General features: G+C 60.0%; 12 protein-coding genes and 5 pseudogenes. 5 read left to right on the top strand and 12 right to left on the bottom strand.

Annotated features, from left to right (window positions below; genetic code table 11):
• Nucleotides 1-66 precede the first annotated feature (66 nt).
• A pseudogene (locus AC5ZGW_RS37055) lies at nucleotides 67-853 on the top strand (class I SAM-dependent methyltransferase).
• Between the two features lie 223 nt (nucleotides 854-1,076).
• Here the strand turns inward: AC5ZGW_RS37055 and AC5ZGW_RS37050 are convergent.
• The 4 genes and pseudogenes from AC5ZGW_RS37050 to AC5ZGW_RS37035 form a co-directional block, all read right to left on the bottom strand.
• Nucleotides 1,077-1,511: a MarR family winged helix-turn-helix transcriptional regulator gene (locus tag AC5ZGW_RS37050; protein ID WP_130227197.1), complete on the bottom strand. Its 435-nt coding sequence runs from the start codon at nucleotides 1,509-1,511 to the stop codon at nucleotides 1,077-1,079.
• A gap of 120 nt (nucleotides 1,512-1,631) precedes the next feature.
• Nucleotides 1,632-2,313: pseudogene (locus tag AC5ZGW_RS37045) on the bottom strand (glutathione S-transferase family protein).
• A gap of 355 nt (nucleotides 2,314-2,668) precedes the next feature.
• On the bottom strand, nucleotides 2,669-3,307 hold the full coding sequence (locus AC5ZGW_RS37040; protein ID WP_130227196.1) for an HD domain-containing protein: 639 nt from the start codon (nucleotides 3,305-3,307) through the stop codon (nucleotides 2,669-2,671).
• Nucleotides 3,308-3,514: 207 nt separating this feature from the next.
• Nucleotides 3,515-4,543 carry an RES family NAD+ phosphorylase gene (locus tag AC5ZGW_RS37035; RefSeq protein WP_245474807.1) on the bottom strand — a complete coding sequence of 343 codons (1,029 nt, stop codon included), beginning with the start codon at nucleotides 4,541-4,543 and terminating at the stop codon, nucleotides 3,515-3,517.
• A 181-nt stretch (nucleotides 4,544-4,724) separates the two neighbouring features.
• On the opposite strand from AC5ZGW_RS37035, the gene pdxR reads away from it, so the two are divergent.
• The 3 genes from pdxR to AC5ZGW_RS37020 all read left to right on the top strand — a co-directional run bounded on the left by pdxR (nucleotide 4,725) and on the right by AC5ZGW_RS37020 (nucleotide 7,932).
• Entirely contained in the window at nucleotides 4,725-6,128 is a 1,404-nt protein-coding gene (gene pdxR / locus AC5ZGW_RS37030; protein ID WP_130227195.1) for a MocR-like pyridoxine biosynthesis transcription factor PdxR, read from the top strand.
• A 237-nt stretch (nucleotides 6,129-6,365) separates the two neighbouring features.
• On the top strand, nucleotides 6,366-6,800 hold the full coding sequence (locus tag AC5ZGW_RS37025; RefSeq protein ID WP_130227194.1) for a cupin domain-containing protein: 435 nt from the start codon (nucleotides 6,366-6,368) through the stop codon (nucleotides 6,798-6,800).
• Between the two features lie 175 nt (nucleotides 6,801-6,975).
• A complete protein-coding gene (locus tag AC5ZGW_RS37020) occupies nucleotides 6,976-7,932 on the top strand; it encodes an NADP-dependent oxidoreductase (protein ID WP_130227211.1) in 957 nt (318 codons plus the stop codon).
• Between the two features lie 607 nt (nucleotides 7,933-8,539).
• On the opposite strand, the gene AC5ZGW_RS37015 is transcribed toward AC5ZGW_RS37020, so the two are convergent.
• The 4 genes and pseudogenes from AC5ZGW_RS37015 to AC5ZGW_RS37000 form a co-directional block, all read right to left on the bottom strand.
• Complete coding sequence (locus AC5ZGW_RS37015; RefSeq protein WP_130227193.1) at nucleotides 8,540-11,092, bottom strand: ATP-binding protein; 2,553 nt, start codon at nucleotides 11,090-11,092, stop codon at nucleotides 8,540-8,542.
• A 74-nt stretch (nucleotides 11,093-11,166) separates the two neighbouring features.
• A pseudogene (locus AC5ZGW_RS37010) lies at nucleotides 11,167-11,491 on the bottom strand (epoxide hydrolase N-terminal domain-containing protein); the annotation flags it as partial.
• A 9-nt stretch (nucleotides 11,492-11,500) separates the two neighbouring features.
• A pseudogene (locus tag AC5ZGW_RS37005) lies at nucleotides 11,501-11,592 on the bottom strand (carboxymuconolactone decarboxylase family protein); the annotation flags it as partial.
• Between the two features lie 818 nt (nucleotides 11,593-12,410).
• On the bottom strand, nucleotides 12,411-13,157 hold the full coding sequence (locus AC5ZGW_RS37000; protein WP_130227192.1) for an alpha/beta fold hydrolase: 747 nt from the start codon (nucleotides 13,155-13,157) through the stop codon (nucleotides 12,411-12,413).
• Between the two features lie 912 nt (nucleotides 13,158-14,069).
• On the opposite strand from AC5ZGW_RS37000, the gene AC5ZGW_RS36995 reads away from it, so the two are divergent.
• Nucleotides 14,070-14,252 carry a hypothetical protein gene (locus tag AC5ZGW_RS36995; RefSeq protein WP_130227191.1) on the top strand — a complete coding sequence of 61 codons (183 nt, stop codon included), beginning with the start codon at nucleotides 14,070-14,072 and terminating at the stop codon, nucleotides 14,250-14,252.
• Nucleotides 14,253-14,847: 595 nt separating this feature from the next.
• Here the strand turns inward: AC5ZGW_RS36995 and AC5ZGW_RS36990 are convergent.
• The 4 genes and pseudogenes from AC5ZGW_RS36990 to AC5ZGW_RS36975 all read right to left on the bottom strand — a co-directional run.
• On the bottom strand, nucleotides 14,848-15,909 hold the full coding sequence (locus AC5ZGW_RS36990) for a filamentous hemagglutinin family protein (RefSeq protein ID WP_130227190.1): 1,062 nt from the start codon (nucleotides 15,907-15,909) through the stop codon (nucleotides 14,848-14,850).
• On the bottom strand, nucleotides 15,891-16,760 hold the full coding sequence (locus AC5ZGW_RS36985; RefSeq protein ID WP_130227189.1) for a hypothetical protein: 870 nt from the start codon (nucleotides 16,758-16,760) through the stop codon (nucleotides 15,891-15,893). The genes AC5ZGW_RS36990 and AC5ZGW_RS36985 overlap by 19 nt, the downstream gene beginning before the upstream one ends.
• 113 nt (nucleotides 16,761-16,873) lie before the next feature.
• Nucleotides 16,874-17,803 (bottom strand): hypothetical protein, encoded by a 930-nt coding sequence (locus tag AC5ZGW_RS36980; RefSeq protein WP_130227188.1) that lies wholly within the window; start codon nucleotides 17,801-17,803, stop codon nucleotides 16,874-16,876.
• 29 nt (nucleotides 17,804-17,832) lie between these two features.
• Nucleotides 17,833-19,077: pseudogene (locus AC5ZGW_RS36975) on the bottom strand (relaxase/mobilization nuclease domain-containing protein); the annotation flags it as partial.
• Between the last annotated feature and the right edge of the window lie 263 nt (nucleotides 19,078-19,340).

The following is a 19,340-nucleotide window of genomic DNA, read 5'->3' as shown; positions in this document are numbered from 1 at the left end:
AAATCAGTAAGCGATCGTCCAAGTCGGTCCAAGCGGACCTTCATGACCTGTGTAGGAGGAAGCAACATGACGTCCGTAACCTCAGAGCTCGCGAAACAGTATGGCGACAGCCGAAAGCTCGCCGCGCGGGCAGGCATCAATTCGAAATACGCCATCGCCGAGGTCGGTTGGTTTCCATGGATTGCGAGGCAATTGCCGCTTCAAGCGGGAGATCGGGTCCTCGACATCGGCTGAGGTCCAGGTTGGTTCTGGGAAGCAGTGGTGAGCGTATTGCCGGAGAGGCTCAATCTGACGCTCTCCTGGCATGGTCCAAGAAGCCGAAGAGCGATGAGACCTTTCCATTCGGGTCAGTTCAAGGCCAACAAGCCGACGCATCCGCGCTTCCCTTTAAGAAAGGCTCCTTTGATGCGTGATTGCCATGCACATGCTCTATCATATGCCGGACCCAGCGAAGGGGATCGCGGAAATATATCGCAGCCTGAAGCCGGGAGGCTTTCTGGCCGTGACGACCAGTGGCGCCCGCAACATGCGCAAGATGTATGAGCTGACGACCGTATTCGGCAGTCCCCCGTCCGATCCGGCTGCCGCAGCCTTTGGGTTCGACACGGCCGACCGACTGATGCGGTCCCAATTCGGTAACGTGACCATGTCGCAGCATCCTGCGAGGCTTCGGATCACGGAGCCTGAAGATGTCTTCCTGGCGCTCACGTCCTATCCGCCTGGCGATAGCGCCAGCGAGCCTCAACTTGCCGAGCTACGCAAGGCCATCGCCAACGCATTTCAGCAAGGCAATGGTGTTCTTGAGGTCGACAAAGAGGACGGACTGTTCCTTAGTAAAAAGCAGCCAAGCTGACAAACTGATCAGCCTCCTGCCGCGAACGTTCATCTGGCCGGGATTGAACCAGCACTCCGAAGAACGGGTTTTAGCCACGTGTGTCTGCCTGTTTCCGCAGGAGCAATGATGGTGCGGACGAGCGCGTTCAGTCTGATGAGATCATCCCCCCAGCGCGGGAGCCGACTGTCGCCGAGCAGAAGCGGCCCGGCACCACGTCGATCGTTTGAGCGGCTCAGATCGCCTAGTCGATCAGCTTCTTCAGCAGTCGCTTAAGCTCGCTGACTGAACTCGTGCCGCATCTCTGCACGATGTGCGCTTCCTGGCTCATCGCCAGCAACTCGAGTTGGTGACATAGGATCCTGCCGCGGTCGGAGCAGAATATCAGCACTTTTCGACGATCCTTAGGATCCGAGGCCCGATAGACCAGAGTGCCCGACACCATGCGGTCGACGATTTTCGTCAGCGTTGGATGATTGAGCAGCACCACTTCGGCGAGGTCGCTCATGGAGCGTCCGGTTCCATCCGAAAGCACCTTCAGAATCCACCATTCCTCAATCTGCACACCTTCCTTGGCAAGGCGTGGTTTAAGCTGCCGGTTGATTGCCCGGTTTGCCTGCGCGAGCCGATAGACGAGATATTCAGTGATGGGGGGTTCCTGACCGGACAGCTTGGCCATCGGGGCAACAATTTTGAAGCGTTTAATTCGACCGGAACACGAGACTTGGCGCGCCATGCGAGGCGGTGCATGGTCGGATCACCACACCTTCCGATCTCATGGCCTCTGCGGGATATTCAGTCAGCGCTGCACCGCTGGTCGCGCGAGGCCGCGTTCGAGCCAAACCGGTACTTCCCGCAGGCTATCGAACTCGACCAGGCCACGCGCCTCATAGAAGCCGATCAGGTTGCGCACCCAGCCGAGCATCGAAATGTCGGCAATGGTATATTCATCGTCCCATGATCCACTGCCGTCCGGCAAGATGCGTTTCCATGACGCCGAGCAGGCGTTTCGACTCGTTGACGTATCGCTGAAGTGGCCGCTTGTCCTCATATTCGCGGCCGGCGAACTTGTTAAAGAAGCCGACCTGGCCGAACATTGGTCCGATGCCGGCCATCTGGAAATGCACCCACTGGATGGTCCTGTAGCGGCGAGTTGTGTCACTCGGCAAAAGCTTGCCCGTCTTCTCGGCGAGATATTGCAGGATGGCGCCGGATTCGAACAAGGGCAGCGGCTCACCGTTTGCGCCGTTGGGATCGAGGATCGCGGGGATCTTGCCGTTCAGGTTCAATGAAAGGAATTCCGGCGTGTGCTGGTCGCCCTTATTGAAGTCGACCAGATGCGCTTCGTAAGGTAGCCCGATCTCCTCCAACATGATCGAGACCTTGACGCCGTTGGGCGTCGGCAGCGAATAGAGTTGCAGGCGGTCCGGGTGTTTCGCAGGCCAGCGCCGTGTGATCAGGAAGTCAGAAACCTTTCGCATCTCTCAACTCGCTCTTCCGCCTAGATCCAGGCAACACATTCGAGTGGTAAGCGTCACGGATCGTGAACGTCTGTGGCTACGTGAGTGTTGCCAGTATCTATCGCCTCACCATTCATCAAACTAGCCTGACCCGGCGATTGCCGACCCGGCACTGCTAGCAGCGCGGCCACGCTGAACCCCAACGCCACCGAGCCGAGCCGCCCCACTCCACCATCGGTGATCGCCAGTGCGCCGACTGCCGCGCCGTAGCTGCCAAGATAGACGGCCAACGAACCAGCAGCCCTTCATCCTTCGATATGCAGCGGGAGAATGGATGGTGTACTTTCGCCATTCACCGCGTGACTCCTTAAATGGCTCAACTGCTCCACGGAGCGTCATGAATGCGAGCGCATACGCTTGGCTTAGGGAATGTAGGATCACGATGTTCGATAAATTCGAAATTGACCGTACCGAACGTCGTTTGAGGCTTCTTTAGGGCCGAGCACGTCTGAACTTCAATAAACTCTCTCTTGAAATCGCCGCGAGGAAAGGCGGTGATCACCTCGTCGCGCTGCTCTGGCGTGTACTCGTCATATCCTCTCCCGACGGCGTCCATAACGACACCCGCGTGGGTAAGAGCGATTTCTGGTCGCATGTACTGGGGAATGCCGGGTGTCGTATGCAGGGCGATCGCCGCCCACACCAGATCCGCTTTCGGTTCCGGGATGCCATGGCGCCGGAGAAATTCGCGCGCTGCGTCTGCGCCGTCGACTTCAAAGCGCTTTTCCTGGGTGTGGTAAGCGTCGATCAGACCCAAGTCATGAAACAGCGCAGCGACATACAGCAGTTCAGAGTCGAACTTTAGGTTTTGGCGGATTCCCTTCATCGCACCGAACACAAACACGCGAGCTGAGTGGTTGAACAACATTTCGCTCTCATGTTGCCGCACGAGTTCAGCGGCTTCGCGCGCGATCTTGCTATCGGGGATTTTGATGCCAGAAATGATATCGGCCATTGTCGAACTCCTATCTCCGCGTCTGCGATCTGCGCTGTCGCCATTGACGGACTCCCACGAACCTGATGCGTGGGCATCGCTCCGGTCACTGGCGCTAGCCAATAGATGCGTTCCTTTCTACAGAACAGGACCAAGATTGCCGATTTCGACTATACCATTGTGCGTTGGATGCCTCTCCATTTACTGGGTGCGCCTGGGCGCGCCCTCCTAAAGATCGATGCTGTCCCGCTTTTCCCGACGATGCCGTTTCACCGTGAATCTGTCCGTCGCGAATTCCGTGTGCTTTACGCGATGCACTTCTATACTTTCGGGCACAATGCGAAGACTGGCCTCGCGCCAGTCGACATCCCGCGGGTCAAGAGGCATTGCTTTCACAATTGCAGTGAAGTCCAGCCTTTCCGGTTCTTGCTCATTCTCATGAACGTCCTTTTGTAACGGTGCAACTTTCTCAACCACCTCGTAATCTTCCACCCAGCCGTCCTCTGTCCAATAGCCCGTACTCGCGCTGATCGCTGTTCCCTCCGGAACATTCAGGGCCTCGACACGGGCTGCCTTGTGAAAAAGGACGGCGTAGAGATTGTCTCCGCCGGCCTGCACTGATGGAAAAATGATGCCGTCGATCGGCACCGAAGCCTCCGTCGCTAGAAAATCGGCTATGGCCTGCGTTGCGAGGCATTCAAACGGATCATCATCGGGCATTACGGGCCGCATGATACGCTCACTCAGCAACCGCAGGAACACGGCGGTCTCCATCCTTCCAGCTAACCCGAAATCAGAAAGGCTTCCGGTGAGGCGAACGTCACTGAGGGCGGTCAAATCGAGCAGTCGAAGCTTTCTGATGATCTCGAATTGGGCCACCGCGATCTGACCACCAACGGGTGGGCGCACCTCAGCAATAGCCGCTTTCTGATTATTTGCGCCGTAGAAAACCGAGATGCCGCGCGCGTTCATCCAACCGGCTGCCGCCAAAGCTGCTGGCGGCGAGCCGAGGTGGATGTCCGGCCTGCCGATGGCGGCTTCAAGTTTGTCGTCGGATTGAAAGACCCGAGCGCGATAAAGCGTATGAAAATCCGTTCCAGAACCCGCTTCCACCACGAGTGGACGGCCTTCGCGCGTTCGCAACTCGCTCATACCATGGAAGATTGATACGAGATGATTTGCTGCGGTCCGATTGAAAAAGCGCGCCTCCGCTCGGGGTGAATTCTCGAAGTTGCGCCAATCCACACTTTGAATCACTTAGCGTTCTCCTTATGCGGCACCAAGCCTCGGCTGAGAAAGCCTACCGCTTTGGACAGCCCTGCCACAAAAGATTGAGTTGCATCAGAGCCGCTCAGGCCGTTGGTCATAGCGAACAGATCGGTTTGCCCTGATCATAAAACAGTACCAAGATTGCCAATTCTGACTGTACCATCGCGCCATGGCTGTCCTCCCCATCCAACTTGATCGTGCCAGAAGGACCCCGCTGGCTGCCCAGATCTATTGCGCGATCCGAGAGGGCATCGAGGACGGGCGGCTCGCCGCGGGCGCACGGTTGCCCTCTTGGCGCGATCTGGCCGCTCAGCTCGGCGTCTCCCGCGGCACCGTGCGTGTGGCCTACGAACGTCTCATCACGGAGCAATTCGCGATTGGTCTCGGGCCGGCAGGAACGCGTGTGGCCGAGCGGCCGTCCCGATCCTCAACGCCCGAGTGGTCGCGGGAAGTCCCGCCTCTACCGGACCTCTTCCATGAGTTCGGAAGCGCGCCGCTGGCGTTTCAGATGGGCGTGCCCTCTCAAGATGCCTTCCCGTTCAAGCTGTGGTCGCGCATCCTGACTCGTGCGACCCGCGGAGCCGCGGCGGCGCCGGTGGCGTATCCGGATCCGCGTGGCGACCCGGAGCTGCGCAAGCAGATCGCGGCTTACTTGGGGCTGGCCCGCGGCATTCGCTGCAGTGCCTCTCAGGTGCTCATAACGGGCGGATTCTCCGGCGCGCTCGGTCTGGCGATCCAAGGGCTTCAGCTTGGAAGGATGGGCGCTTGGATCGAGGATCCAGGTTTTCCGCTCACGCGCACTGCGCTGGGCTTGGCCGGCATGTCTGTGGCAGCTGTCCCGGTCGATGCGGAAGGCCTGGATGTTGCCGCCGGCATCCAGATTGCCCCCGGAGCGGCACTGGCAGTTGTGACACCAGGTCAGCACGCGCCGCTCGGAATGACGATGTCGTTGCCGCGGCGGCTTGCCCTGCTCGCCTGGGCTCGGCGGAGCGACGCCTGGATCATCGAGGACGATTACCTGAGCGAACTGCAACTGAAGGGACGGGCGGCCCCGGCTCTTGCATCCCTCGATCATGGGGGACGGGTGCTGCACATCGGCAGTTTCAGCAAGACGATCAGCCCGGCGCTGCGCCTGGGCTTCATGGTCGTGCCGCCGGAACAGGGTCATCGGTTCGGTGAGGTCGCTGCTTGCTTGGCGCCGGCACCGGCTGCGGCCGTGCAGCGCGCGGTGGCGGAGTTCCTGCGGGAAGGGTGTTATCTTCGCCATCTGCGCCGCACGAAGCGCCTTTACGCCGCCCGACGGGAGGCCCTGCTTCATTGCCTGGGAGAGACGGCGTCTGACCCGGTAAAGGTGCAAGCAACCGCCGGTCTGGTAGTGATTCTGTCCCTTCCCGATTTTGCGTCAGACGTAGACATCGCTTCGCGCGCCCTACAGTTCGGCTTGGCCCCCGCCCCCCTGTCACCGTGGTACATGCAGTCTTCCCGACAGCAAGGATTATTGCTCGGCGTGACCAATCTCAATGAACGGCGCCTGCCGGCGGATTGTCGTCGGCTATTGGAGTTGACCCGATAGCACTGCAACTGAACATCGATGCCAACTCTCTCTATGGTACATTGACAGTTGCCACTCTTGGTACTGTTTCCGATCGGGCTGCTCCCTATCTCGGGTGAGTAGCACCCAGCTGACATGATCCACTGCACCCTCCATTCGTGGGGAACACTGTCTTCTTCTGCGCAATCGTTCCGCTTTCGACTGCCCAGCCCGTTACCTGGAGGGCCAAACAAAGTCGAACCTGTTAGGGAGCACGTGATGCGAACTTTCTCAGCAGTGGCACTATTTGGTGCAGCACTTATGTTAGTAGCGGTCGAAGTGTCGGCTGCAGGTGCACACGAGAACGAAACCGTAAAGCCGGTTTTTCAGCATGCGATTCCAAATATCCCCGGTAAGAATTTGGTCGCCGTTGTCGTGAGCTATCCACCCGGCGGGAAATCCGCGCCGCATCGCCACGCCAAGTCGGCCTTCATCTACGCTTATGTGCTCACCGGCGCCATTCGAAGCGTGGTGGGGAACGAGCCCGCCAAGGTGTACCAGGCAGGCGAGAGCTTCCACGAGGAACCCGGAGCGCATCATAGGGTCAGCGAAAATGCCAGCGCGACCGAGCCTGCCAGCCTTTTGGCCGTATTCATCGTCGATGCCGCGGACGAGCCATTGACGACACCAGACCAGAATTCAGAGTCGCGATAAAGCCCGCGAAGCCGATCATCCTCGTAGGATGTTCGCGGCTTGTAGGAAATGGTCAAGCGCAGGCGCAGTGTTTGAAACTCGGCGAGGACCAGAAACTGACTCATGTCCTAGCAAGGAGCCCAACATGGCAAATACTCCTGTCGGCAATGCGACCAACGGCCTAGCTCCTCCCTCCATGTTGGCGTGGCGAGTACACGAATTCGGACCGCCGGAAGCGATGATTCTCGAGAAGATACCCAGACCGGTTCCTGGCCCGGGTGAAGTCCTTATCGAAGTTCACGCTGCGGGAGTTGGTCCCTGGGACGGCTGGATCAGGGCCGGCAAGAGCGCGTTGCCGCAGCCTCTTCCGCTTACGCTGGGCTCTGATCTGTCCGGAACAGTCGCGGCTCTGGGCTCGGGTGTTTCCGATATCGCCCTTGGGGAGCAGGTTTTCGGCGTGACAAATAGCCAGTTCCTTGGCGCCTATGCAGAGTACGCGGTGGCCTCTGTTGGGATGCTCGCGAAGAAGCCAAGCTCGCTGACCTATGCGGAAGCGGCGTCAGTTCCCGTTGTCGCAGTCACGGCGTGGCAGGCTCTATTCGACCATGCGCACCTCCAAGCGGGTCAGACGGTAGTCATCCACGGAGCTGCAGGAAACGTCGGAACCTACGCGGTTCAGTTCGCTCGTCGCGCTCGGCTGCGCTCCATCGCGACCGCTGGGACCAAAGACATCGGATATGTACGGTCTCTCGGTGCGGACAAGGTATTGGACTATCATGCCCAACCTTTCGAAGATGCGGTGAAGGATGCCGACGCGGTGCTCGATCTGGTCGGAGGCGAGACGCAAACACGTTCATTTCAGGTTCTTCGCCCGGGCGGCAAGCTGATTTCTGCGGTGTCCCAGCCTGACCAAGCCCGCGCAAAACACCACGGCGTTACCGCGGCTTTTTTTCTCGTAGAGGTGACCACCGAGCGATTGCGCAACATTGCCGACCTTATCGATCGCGGTGAACTGAAAACCCATGTCGGTATGGTTCTCCCTTTCGCCGGTGCGCGAGACGCTCACATGATACTGGAAGGCCGGTTGCGGCCGCCGAAAGGGAAGATCATCCTCAACGTAGAAGCGGCAGGCGAAGTCCCCGCGCCCGCTTGAATTCGGCTCACTATGAGCCTGGCGGCAAGCAGGCGTGAAGGCGGCCGGGGGTCCCCACGCAGGTCGGGAATACACGTCCCAGCGGGCGCGGATACGCATGTTACGCATTTCGTCTGCCGTCAGGATCAAGGCTTCGTCTTCGAATAGATTGGCGCGCCGACTGCGTTCGGCAGTAGTCAAAGCGAACCATTAGCGAGATGCGGTTTAGTATCGGCTTGATGCCCCGGCTTTTTGAACGAAGCTAACTTGCCGCAGTCTGGCAGTGGTCGTTTCGCTTCCCCGAGTTTGCGTTGGACATGGACATCGCGTCCCGCGCTTTACAGTTCGGCTTGGCACCGACGCCCTTTCACCATGGTACATGCAGCTTGCTGCTCGGCGTGAACGGCGGCTGCGGGCGGACGGTCGTCGGCTGTTGGGTGGCGCGATAGCACCCATGGAAGCATGTCGGTCCGTTTCCATGCGGTCCTCAGCATCAACGTCGTTCGCGGCGGAAAAGCTCCACTGGGTCGAACGACAGCGGCCTGACCGTTGTATGGCTCCAGTCCACGCATGGACTGCCTCCGGATTGCAAGCTGGTAAATAGGCGCGCCGTCATTTTCATCCCTGCCTAACCGTCGTCTTCCTGCAGCACAGAACGCACACGTTGAGTTAGTTCGGATAGGCGGAACGGCTTATGAATAAGTCGAAACTCGTCGACCGCTGCGTGACGTTCGAGCACATCGTCCGCGTAGCCGGAAGTAAGCAGTATCTTGATCTCGCTGCTCCGTCGTTTCGCTTCGCGTGCGAGCTCAACACCATTCGGTCCATTCGGCATTACGATATCGCTCAAGAGTAGGTCAAATTCCTGACCGCTCTCGAGAATCCGTATGGCTTCGGTGCTATTGTGGACACAGAGAACCCGGTACCCGGAGGTGGTCAGCATTGCTGATGTGACTTCCACCAGATCGTCATCGTCGTCGACCAAGAGAATTCGCTCTGAGCTTCCACGCACAGCTCGAGTTTGCTCGGTTTCCAGCTCGGCATGAGGCTCTTGTGTGGCTTTAGGCAGGTAGAGCGCGATCGTGGTGCCGGCATTGGGCGCGCTGTCGACCGTAACATACCCGTTGGATTGCCGGACAAAGCCATAGACCATGCTAAGACCGAGGCCGGTGCCTTTGCCGACTTCCTTGGTCGTAAAGAAGGGCTCGAAAATCCGATCCCGAATCTCGGGAGCCATCCCGTGGCCTATGTCGGCGACGGTCAGCCTCACATATGGTCCGGCCGGGCACTCGGCTACGGCTCCCTCATCGAGGACGACGTTCCGCGTCTCGATCTCGAGCACGCCGCCACCGGGCATCGCATCGCGACCGTTTAGCGCCAGATTGAGGAGGGCTGTCTCCAGCAGGGATGGATCGACCTGGCACAGCCATAGCCGCTTGTCGGTTCGCATTCTGACCTCGCATCCTCCTCCGACCGCCTGACGGACGAGCCCCTCGAATTCAGAGATCAGCTCGTTCGCGTTGACCAGTTTGGGGTTGAGTTTTTGCCGGCGGGAGAAGGCGAGGAGCTGTGCGGTGAGCTTCGCTCCCCGATCAGTCGCGCGTCGCGCCGTTGCGGCGAACCGACGGATATTGCCGTCATCCGCCGCGCCCTCGATGAGCTCGAGGCTTCCCGAAACGACGGCAAGCAGGTTGTTGAAGTCATGAGCAACGCCGCCCGTGAGTTGTCCGACGGACTCCATCTTCTGGCTCTGATGCAGTTGCTCCTCAATGAGCTGGCGCGCTTCCTCAGCATGCTTCTCCTCCGTGATATCTCGGAAGAAGATCGCGAGACCCTCGCCCGAAGAGAACGCGTTGATTGCATACCAGAGGCCACGCCGAGGGCAGTGTACTTCGAACGAAACCGGACGGCGGCCCGACATGGCTTTTCGAAACTGGCTGAGGACTTCCGTGTTGGAGGCATCCAAAAGGACCTCCTGCAAGTTCATGCCAATGAGTTCTCGCCCTTCGGCGATCTGCGTCCAAGCCCTTTGGTTGAAGAAGCTGATGCGCCAATCGCGATCAATGATGACGACGCTGTCGGTCGTGCTTTCGAAGACCATCGTGAGCCGGGCCGCGGCGTCCTCCGCTCTCTCCTTCGCGTCGGACAATTCCCGCTCACGACGTTCCAGCGCGTCGACCATGGTATTGAAAGCGTCGGCGACCTGCGCGATTTCCGACTTATCTCGGATGTTCACGCGGCGGGAGTAGTCGCCGAGCCGCCATTGGTTGGCGGCATCGAGCAATAAACCAAGCGGGCGATGAATGAACTGCCGGGCCCCAAGCAGCGTCAGAACTAACACCATCATGGCACTTAAGGTGATTAGCAGGATGTCGTGTCGCGTGCGACGCTGGATCTCGGCAAAGGCCCCCATCTTATCGAGGCCAAAACTGACGCGCAGTCCTCCGGAATCGGGCCCGAGACCGGAGAAACCAACAATTCTGTCGACGCCGTCGACGTCAATCAAATCTGCCGTGAGACCGTGGCCAAGAATCGGTTCTTTCTTGCCAACAAACTTGCCGTTATCGGGATAGCGGGCAAGGTACGTGCCGTTGCGATCCGTGATCGCCAGCGCCGCTCCCGCTGGAACATCCATCCGTGCAATGTAGTCTGCAAGCCAATCAAGGCCGAGGGGTGCGATAACGACCCCGCCTATTCGACCGTCCTCTCCATAGAAGGGCAGCACAAAATGAATGAGCTTCCGGTGAATTGAAAGACCGGTCGAGAATTCTCCCACAGTAAACGCACCGGTCTTCAACGCCTCCGCAAAGTAGGGCCGCCCGGAGACATTGACCGGCCTACGATCACTGTCGGTGTCGCAGAAAGGTTGGCCATTCTGGTCGGCAACCAGGAAAGTGAGGAATGCCGGAAACCGCGATTTCATCCCTGCCAGGGCCACATTGCACGCTTTGCTGTCCTTCGCCTTGATCGCCGGAAGTTCCGACAGCGCAATCAACACTTGCCGAATGCCCTGAACGATCTGCTGCTGCTCTTTGGCGGCGAGTTTAGCCAGGTTGAGCGCCTGGTTCTGTACTTCGACCTGGCGCGTGCGGCGCAGCTCAACTTCATTGTACGCTTGGATCGCAATCGCGGGCAGCAATGCGACCGCAAGAAGCATCCATAGGCGTGAAAAGATTGTCATTCGAGGGCACCCTGATCATAGCGAGCGTGCGGATGCCGCATAGGCCATCCTGCAAATTGGTCTGTACATCTCGACAGTTCGAAACATTCGCCTGCGATGCGATCGGGACCGAACCGGTGCCCTTCGGCTTGCCGGCGAAGCCAAAGCCAGAAATCGAAGGCATGACGACTGCGTCCTCCGCGCATCCGCCATAGCGCCTACGATCCTAAGCGGGCCCACAGTTTTAAGCAGCTCGAATACTGAGCCGGGCGATCCATGTCTATTGATCAGCGGAAGTGCGTTCGAATGACGCGAGCGGACGTGGGTGAAGTGATTGTCTAGTCCATCAATCATCGTCGTGAATTGCGGAAGGGCTCCGAACTTGGCTCCGGCTTTTCGCCAGTCGCAGTCCGTGCCCCACTGGCGCATCTACTTTCCAAGCGCAGCCTGCGGCCTATTCCGAAAGCTGATCGCCATGCAGTTATAGGCGTTCATCAGGCGATCGCGATCGTGAGATCCACGCGTATCCGCCTGGTCCCTCATTCACCTGGGACTGGATTTCCCGACAGCACGGTGGCGAACATAGGAGCCGATCCAGCGTAGGTATGGGAAGCCGACGCGGTGCCCGGCCTATAGTCAATAGCCACAGCGACCGGTGATTTGCCGAGAATATTGGGTATAGCCTTTTGGAAGTGCGGCGTTACCGGTTCGCCGACGCCGCGGGCAGCGACGGGCATTGCTGTGGCAACGGCGACAGCGGTAACGGCCGCGCCGACGATAGATCGCATTGTCATGACCGCGCTCTCCTTGTTGCATCCTTGCCCCGGATAAATGCTCTCGCTGCGTCCGGAAAAAGCACCAAGAACGGACAAAAATCGTGTACCGTCGAGGCTGCCAGATTCAACTCTGCTGTGGTAACGTCGCACTTTTCAGCTTGCACCTCGGGAATTGCTTTAATCGCGCGCTGTCGTCGCCAACAGATCACCCGCCCGGAGTCGGTAACCCGCCAAAGGCGCTACTCGGTGGATTGGTTTCGACTGATAGATGGTCGCTCGTTCGGGCTTATCATCGGGCAGGAGAATGCCCTTCGAATTCGACGTGGGACCGATCCCGGCGACAATACGCATTATGTTAACGAAGGACATGGCTTTCGATGTCCCTCCTGCAGCACGGGTGGTTGATCTCAAGCTACCAATCAAAATTGCGGAAGGCGCGACCACCAATGTGAGGGCGGCCCGGGTGAGAGTGGTTCGAAACCTTCATGGCGTTCTCCTGTAACAGGAGATGGCGCATATTGGGCTAGGTGTGCGCCTGCCGGAACGGGGCCGAAGCCCTCTTGTTACGGAGAAGCAGTGCTGCCGCCTTCTCGAACAGCCGATGCAGCCTGTTCAACTAGCTCCACAACGGCGTCAGCGTGCGACAACATGACGGCGTGTGAGGCACCTTCAATCGTGACGGTCTTCTCCGATCCCGCGCGTTCCGCCATAAATCCCAGCAGGTTAGCCGGAATGCTGTTGTCCCTCGTTCCAAAGATGAACCAGGACGGAATGGCTTTCCAGGCTGCAACATCAGACACCTCCGTCATGGCGCGTTCCGCCATCGGGCGCTGTGTCAGGGCCAGCAGCTTCGTTTCAGTTTCCGAGAGGTCAGCCGCATACTGTGCCCTGAACTTGTCAGGTTGAAAGTACAGGTCCCGGCTACCGTCCGCGAGCAGAATGGGGGCCGCCGTGTTCGCCTCGACGGTGCTGCCGGGAAAGCGGCGCAACAGCGTGGCCACGCTCTCCCCTACATCCGGCGCGAAGGCGGCCACATAGACCAGCGCCTTCACGCTTTGGTTGCCATTGGCCGCGTTGGTGATGACCGCACCGCCGTAGGAATGACCGACTAGAATGATAGGGCCATCAATCGTCTTGAGGATGGAAGAAATATAGGCGGCATCGCTACTCACTCCACGCAACGGGTTCGGAGCCGCGACCACTTTGTATCCCTTGGTGAGCAATAGTTCGAGGACGGGTTTCCAGTTGGACAACGACTCAGCGAATGCGCCATGCAGGAGAACTATAGTGATCGTGGGTGGGTCGACCATCGATTTGGCTCCGTCAATCAGTTGACGCCCGCCTCCGACGAGAGAGAGCCGGGGTGTACCGGGCTAGGTCGCCGCGGTATTCAGCCGGTCCTGTGGAGTTTCCAAACCGCGGAACATCTCGCGGATTTTGCGGCTTAACGCGCTTTTCTTTTGCGCGTTCCAAAGACGCGCGAAATTATTTTTAGAACTCGGCCCGCATCCGCCTTTTTGTGCATGAGGTTTAATCTTATTCATCGACACCAAGTGACAGATGAATTGCTATCACATCGTCGCAACCTCCCGAGGCTAAATTTTTCCTGCTTCAGAATCCAGAAGCCTGCGAAGGCTCCGATCACCATTGCCATTGCTTATGGCGGATCGCCGACGAGTTGATCAAATGGCCGGTCGATGTCTGCTTCTAGCCGATGCTAGCGAAAGGGCTTGAGGCGCCGAGCGAATAATGATTCCTGCTGAAGAGGTGGCAGGAGGGGGCGGCAGGACCGAGATCGGAGGGCAGCTCTCTTCTGAGTTTGACCCTCGACGAGATGATCCCGACTGACCATCTGTTGCGACGGATCACTTGCGCGTCGTTGTCGGCGCATTCGCGCTCGCCTACGGCGTCTGGCGCTTCTTCGAACCGTCTGCGCGTAGCGCATCGCGGAAGATGCTGATTGAACTCCCGGGCCGGGCTGGCTTTTCGATCAGCCCCGGCATAGGTCAGACGAGATCGTGTGGCATTCGATGACGAGAGCTTGAGCCCCCTCTCCGCTCCTAAGCCGGAAGTTGCCCCGGTGCGCTGTATCTCCCGGCGTCAAGATAAGAGACAAAAGAAATGGCACGCATTTTCGGGACTGACGCGGCGAGTCAAAAATACGGAAACATCAAAAGAATCAAAATCTATGGCGGAGAGAGTTGGAGTCAGACTCACGATTCATGATCGTGGAGCTGAATTCCAAGCATCAACCGGCGCAGATGCGCCAGGCCGTCGTCAATGATGCCGACAAGACCGAAGGCAAGGATCGCGACCTGGTGCATGACGACTCCGGGACGCTCGGGCTCGCCGACGACAAAGATCTGAACAGGGACGATAAGGACTTGGCAATGAAAGATCGCTGAAGGGCAGGGTAATCGTTGTGGCAGTGGGCGGCCCCTGACATCGGCGAAGCCATCGCGCGTTGCGCACGGCCGAGAGCGCAATGTCGTGCTTGGTCGCTCGCTAGCAAGAGGCGCTGAAAGGATTGCTGGCGAGCTTCCGTCCGAACGTAGAGCCGGCTCGACGTTCCGGTGAATGATGCGGTCCCGCCCTTACTGACGCGTGCTAGCCAGCGGGAGAACAGGCTGCCCCCTTCACAGGCTTCACAATTCGCACAGCCAACCGCTATCGGCGGGAGTACAAAATCGCGGGAAATCGTAGTTTGGCGTACAAAATCGTGCCGCATGGTAGCGGGGGTCCGCTACATCGCTAAACCCACTGTTTTGGAAGCCCTTTTTTCGTACCGACGGGCAGCCTAACTCGCGGGGTCGCCTCCTGATACCCCGTCAAAGCCCGCCTTTTCGCACGCAATTCCTCGCCGCAAAATGTGTGTGCGAATAGGTGCAAATCCCGGAGGCGCAACATCCGATCTCCGCGAAAGCCCAAGACGACAGGCGCCCCTACCGAGTCGCCGCCGCGGCGATGATCTGCCGGGGGCCCGCAGACCTGACTGCTCAATCAGCGAGCGGAGTTCCGTTTCTCCTCGTCGGTGAGGGCCTGCGCCTGTTCGGGCGTCAAAGTGCCGTTTCCGACCACCTGAAACACGCTGTTGGTGTCGTAGCTCTGCCTGTTCTTGCGGCCCGGCTGCTCTTCGTTTTCAGGACCGCCGTCGCCGCCGCCGAAGCCGAGGAATTCGACGATGATGATCGAAGGCCGATCGCCGTCGCGCGATGCTGCTGGCAGCGTCGCCGTTTGCGCGGCGGAGCCGGCCACGTTGGAGGCTTCGGTCAGGCCGGCGATGTTCGGCGCCAGCACCGTTGGAAGCCCCGTCGTCGCCCCTGATACCGTGATGTTGGCGGCATTGAGGATGCTCAGCGCCGCGATGTTGAAGTCGCCGACCACCCGAATGCCCGCATCGCCGGCATTGATCTCGCCGCGGAAGGCGAGGAGATCCATGCGGCTTTTCTTGCGCACCGGTCTGTCCTGTTGCGGGCCGCCCGATGTGCCGGCCGGCGGATTCCACGTGGGCTGCTTCGCCGCCGCATCGCCGCTTGCCTGCAGCGCATCCAGTACGCCGATGCCGGCGCCGGTCGAAAGGCCGAAGGCGTCGACAGAGACGCGCCCGTCGTTGTCCATCGTGAACTGCAGCGGAATGTTGAAGACCGATGTCTTGGCGCCAGCGCCGGCGCTGATATTGCCGTTCGAGGTCCACATCGTCAGATCGCCACCCTGCAGCGTGAACACACGGGAGACGTAAAGATCAATGCTATCGTCGGCCATGATGCGGACGTCGCCGCCACGGCGGGTGATGATGCCGCCCTGACCATAATTCTTGGCGTCCTCGCTGTGATAGCCTACGGTGACCGTGCCGTAAGGCGCCATGATGCTGATATTGCCGCCGGACTGGGTCTGCACGATGCCACCCCGCACCATCACATCGCCCCAACCGCCGCTCACCTGTGTGGGCGAGGCCCGAAACAGCCTGTCGATCGCCGAATAGCCGCGGGTGTACTGCTTGAATCGAAGGCTGTCGGCGCCGTTGTAGTCGATGCCGGTCTCCTTCAACTCGGTGAACAGCACTTTCTGCAGGAACGCCTGCTGGGTGAGCTTGGCAGCGCGGCGAACAGCGCACGCCGTTCGCTGGCCGGCCGGTCTTCGTAGCTGAGGCCCTTGAGGAACTCACCCAGTTCCTTCTCGTAGGTCCGCACTACCTTGCCCGCATTGGCCGGGTAAGACAGCGGGAAGGCTGGATCGGAGGCGTTACGAGGATCGAGATAAAGATCGGCGAAGCCGGCATAGTCCGCACCGCCGGCGGTGCCAGCGATCATGTTGATGTCGCCGCCCTTATCGGGAAGCGCCAGATTGGGGGTGTCGATATCGGTGCCCTTACGGGCTTCGCCGAAATTGGCGACCAGCACATTGCCGGTGCTCATAATGCCGCCGCGGGACAAAATGCCCTCACCGGCAACGAAGGTGAGATTGCGGCCGGCTTCGACCCACAGCGCACCTTCGCCGAGGAAAGCGATCTGCGGTCGGATGATGTCTCGTCCGGCGATGACGCTTGACACCTGCGAGGCATTGTTGTGCTGCGCAATCACCGCTCCGTAGAGGATGTCCTCGCCGGCATAGACATCGACCGGCTTCGGTACGGTGAGCTTCCAGGTGAAGGAAGGTTGCGAAGGAGTGGTGCCGATCGTGCCGTTCAGGGCGTACAGCCTCACGGGGTCGGGATCCGCGGCATGAAGCGGAACGAAGCCACGCTCCCAGTTGGTGTTCGCGCCGACCGGCTGCGGAAGCGCGTCTCCGACTCCGAGTTGAAGGAACGTATTGCGATCGATCGCAAAGGGCGTGAGCGGACCGCGACGATATTGTGCGGCAATATCCTCCATCCGGATCTGCTGCTCGGAGACAAGGATGTCGTTGTCAGCCAACAGCTCCAGCGTTCCCGATGCGCTGGACGCCAACACCAGTGGTAGAGCCAGCTTGGACTCGACTGAAACATCGCTCTGAAGCGAGGTCAGGCGTAGCGTCGGCGGCAGAAGATTCAGCTTGGAATCAAGCCGAGCCCTCGGATTGTTTCGCTGGTCGCACCAAGTCGAACCTCATAGGCCCCTCCGAGGCTCAGATCCGCCGCTCTCAAAATGTTTTCCTGATATGCGACGTTGCCCGAGGTCGAACTCGCATCGACCGCAGCACGATCGGAGAAGCTGACGAAGGCCGATCCGCGCTTGTTTGCCGTAAGATTGGCGTCCACTTGCCCAATCAACATCGGATCGTAGATGCCTTCGATGGTGATATCGCCGACCGCGGTGACGCTGGCGGTCGCATCCATCAGCCCGATCAGCATGGCGACCGGCGCATCCCGATAGTACGGCGAACTGGAGAAGCTGGTCCGCTCCCGCCCGAGTGCGCCGCTCGCGGCGATGCGGTTGCCGGCATTCAGCGCGGCATGGCCGCGGCCGAGCATGTAGACGCCGCCGAGAAGATCGCGCCCGGTCTCGATGTCCAGATTGCCGCCGCCACGGACGACGAGGTCTTCGGCCCGGGCGACCGGCCCGGCCTGGTCCTGAGGCGTCGTCGGCGTGGTGAGGTGCCCGGTCGTCGGAATGGCGACCGAGAGGTCCTTGCTGTCGCGACCCGCGCGCACCCGCACATCACTGCCACCGAGCGGGCCGACGCCGGACTCGAAATTGGCAAACATGATCGACCAGCTCGCCTGGTCCTTGACCGTCGACGCCGCTGGATCGCCGGTCCAGTTGGTCTCGCCGTAGTGGAATAGCCAGGCCGCCGTGCTCTGTTTGACCACCGGAGCGGTGATGTCACGCCCTGCGGTCAGAATGATGTCGCCACCGGCGGTCGGGTAGTCGCCGAGCTTGGAGCCGACAACGAAGCCCGCCGCGGTCGGCGTCTTCATTCCCGCGGTGTAGATCACCGATGTGTTGGACTTGAGCTCGATATCGCGGCCCGCATTCACGCGGATATCGCCGGTACCGGTGCGGACGATCGTATCGGCGCCGATGACGATGTCGCGGCCGCTTCGACGATTCCGCCGATCGGCGGTGCGTGGTCGAAAGCCTCAAGCCCGCGGAAGCGCACGTGGTGCGCGCGTCCGTCTGTTCCGTCGATCAGGGCGTAGGCCTCGCCAGTCAGTTCGTCATGCAATCCCTGGTCGACCAGCCGTCCGATAATCTCGGACGACGGCTGTCCGCCTTCGATGACGGAGTCGGCGACGCAGCGCGCTTCCCCACGTTCGGTAAAGGCGCGGTGCATGGTCTTGATGATGTCGCCGCGCATACCAAGGTCGCGCAAGCTCCGCTCGGACTCGAGCCCAACCATCCATTCCCCCGGCGCGGCGGACGCGGCAAGGCCCATCTTCTCCAGATGTTGAAGGCGACCGACCATCAGGCGCCGGATCTCGGGATCAGACTTGCCGGGATTCTCTGGGCGAAGGTCGATATAGCCGGTCTCATCTGCTGCCAGCCGGATCTCTCGATCTACCCGCGTCCATCGCTCCGCCGTGACTTCCCTCTCCAGTGAATTGCGGATCTCGTGCTCCGGCTTTGGACCCAGTTCGATGGCGACCAGTTGCTCGGCGCGTGAGCGCAGTCCCTGGCTGATGTAGTCGCGGGAGATCACGAGGTCCGCCCCTTCCTCATCTACGCCCCGAACGAGGAGGTGGACGTGAGGGTTGTCCGTGTTCCAGTGATCGACGGCGACCCAATCGAGCCGAGTACCGAGATCGACTTCCATTTGCCTGGCGAGATCGCGCGTGAAGGCTCTGAGGTCGGTCATCTCAGCGGCATCCTCGGGTGAGACGATGACACGGAAATGATGCCGGTCGTCCCGTCAGCGATCCGCGAAGCCTGCGTCGTCAGTGCGGTCACTGCCGGCATCGAACATCACCGCCTTCTCACTGTTACGGGTGACGCCGTCACGCTTCAGATAGGAAAGATGGGCGGTCAGCGGCGCGGAACGGAAGGATCGTCCCTGGTGACGAACGACGCGCGCCTTCACCACTACGCGGCGGGCCGGGCTGAACAGGCGGTTGCGGCTAAAGCTGATCCGGCCGCGCCCGAAGGTCGAGCGCCCATAGCTGGAGGAGCGCCCACCCGCAGCCGCATGCGAGGGGCTGTGACCGGCCTTCTTCACCGCACGCAGCACCTGGTTGATGAAGCTCTTGGGCTTTGGCGCTCGCGTGCCGCGGATGCGGCCAGGCCGGATGCGCAAATCGCTGTCGCCCACGCTCACGGCAACGGCTCCGCGGACATGAAATCGCAGCCAGTGCCGAAAACACTGTTGAATTCATTGGCAAAAACATTAGGCGCGGCACGCGCCCCGACCGACCGGCACGGTAGAACCCAAGCCATCCCAATGGCTTGCGGTTCGACCGGCGAGCCTCTTTTATCTCGCCGTCCTGCCGTCGTGGGGTCGTGGGTAAGCGTCGGAATCTTGCACGACTTCCCGAGAGTGCGTTGGCGTTCCATATCGGGTTCCTTGCTGCAAGGGAGGAT

It is taken from the genome of Bradyrhizobium sp. Crot121, from assembly GCF_059512385.1.
The sequence above is the reverse complement of the archived record's forward strand: the minus strand, read 5'-3'. Positions and strand labels throughout refer to the sequence as shown.

Excerpts from the sequence above, each read along its gene's own strand:
- pdxR (WP_130227195.1), top strand. The coding sequence starts at position 4,725 with ATGGCTGTCCTCCCCATCCAACTTGATCGTGCCAGAAGGACCCCGCTG.
- AC5ZGW_RS37015 (WP_130227193.1), bottom strand. The coding sequence starts at position 11,092 with ATGACAATCTTTTCACGCCTATGGATGCTTCTTGCGGTCGCATTGCTG.
- AC5ZGW_RS37020 (WP_130227211.1), top strand. The coding sequence starts at position 6,976 with ATGTTGGCGTGGCGAGTACACGAATTCGGACCGCCGGAAGCGATGATT.
- AC5ZGW_RS37040 (WP_130227196.1), bottom strand. The coding sequence starts at position 3,307 with ATGGCCGATATCATTTCTGGCATCAAAATCCCCGATAGCAAGATCGCG.
- AC5ZGW_RS37025 (WP_130227194.1), top strand. The coding sequence starts at position 6,366 with ATGCGAACTTTCTCAGCAGTGGCACTATTTGGTGCAGCACTTATGTTA.
- AC5ZGW_RS36995 (WP_130227191.1), top strand. The coding sequence starts at position 14,070 with ATGATCGTGGAGCTGAATTCCAAGCATCAACCGGCGCAGATGCGCCAG.
- AC5ZGW_RS37000 (WP_130227192.1), bottom strand. The coding sequence starts at position 13,157 with ATGGTCGACCCACCCACGATCACTATAGTTCTCCTGCATGGCGCATTC.
- AC5ZGW_RS37050 (WP_130227197.1), bottom strand. The coding sequence starts at position 1,511 with ATGGCCAAGCTGTCCGGTCAGGAACCCCCCATCACTGAATATCTCGTC.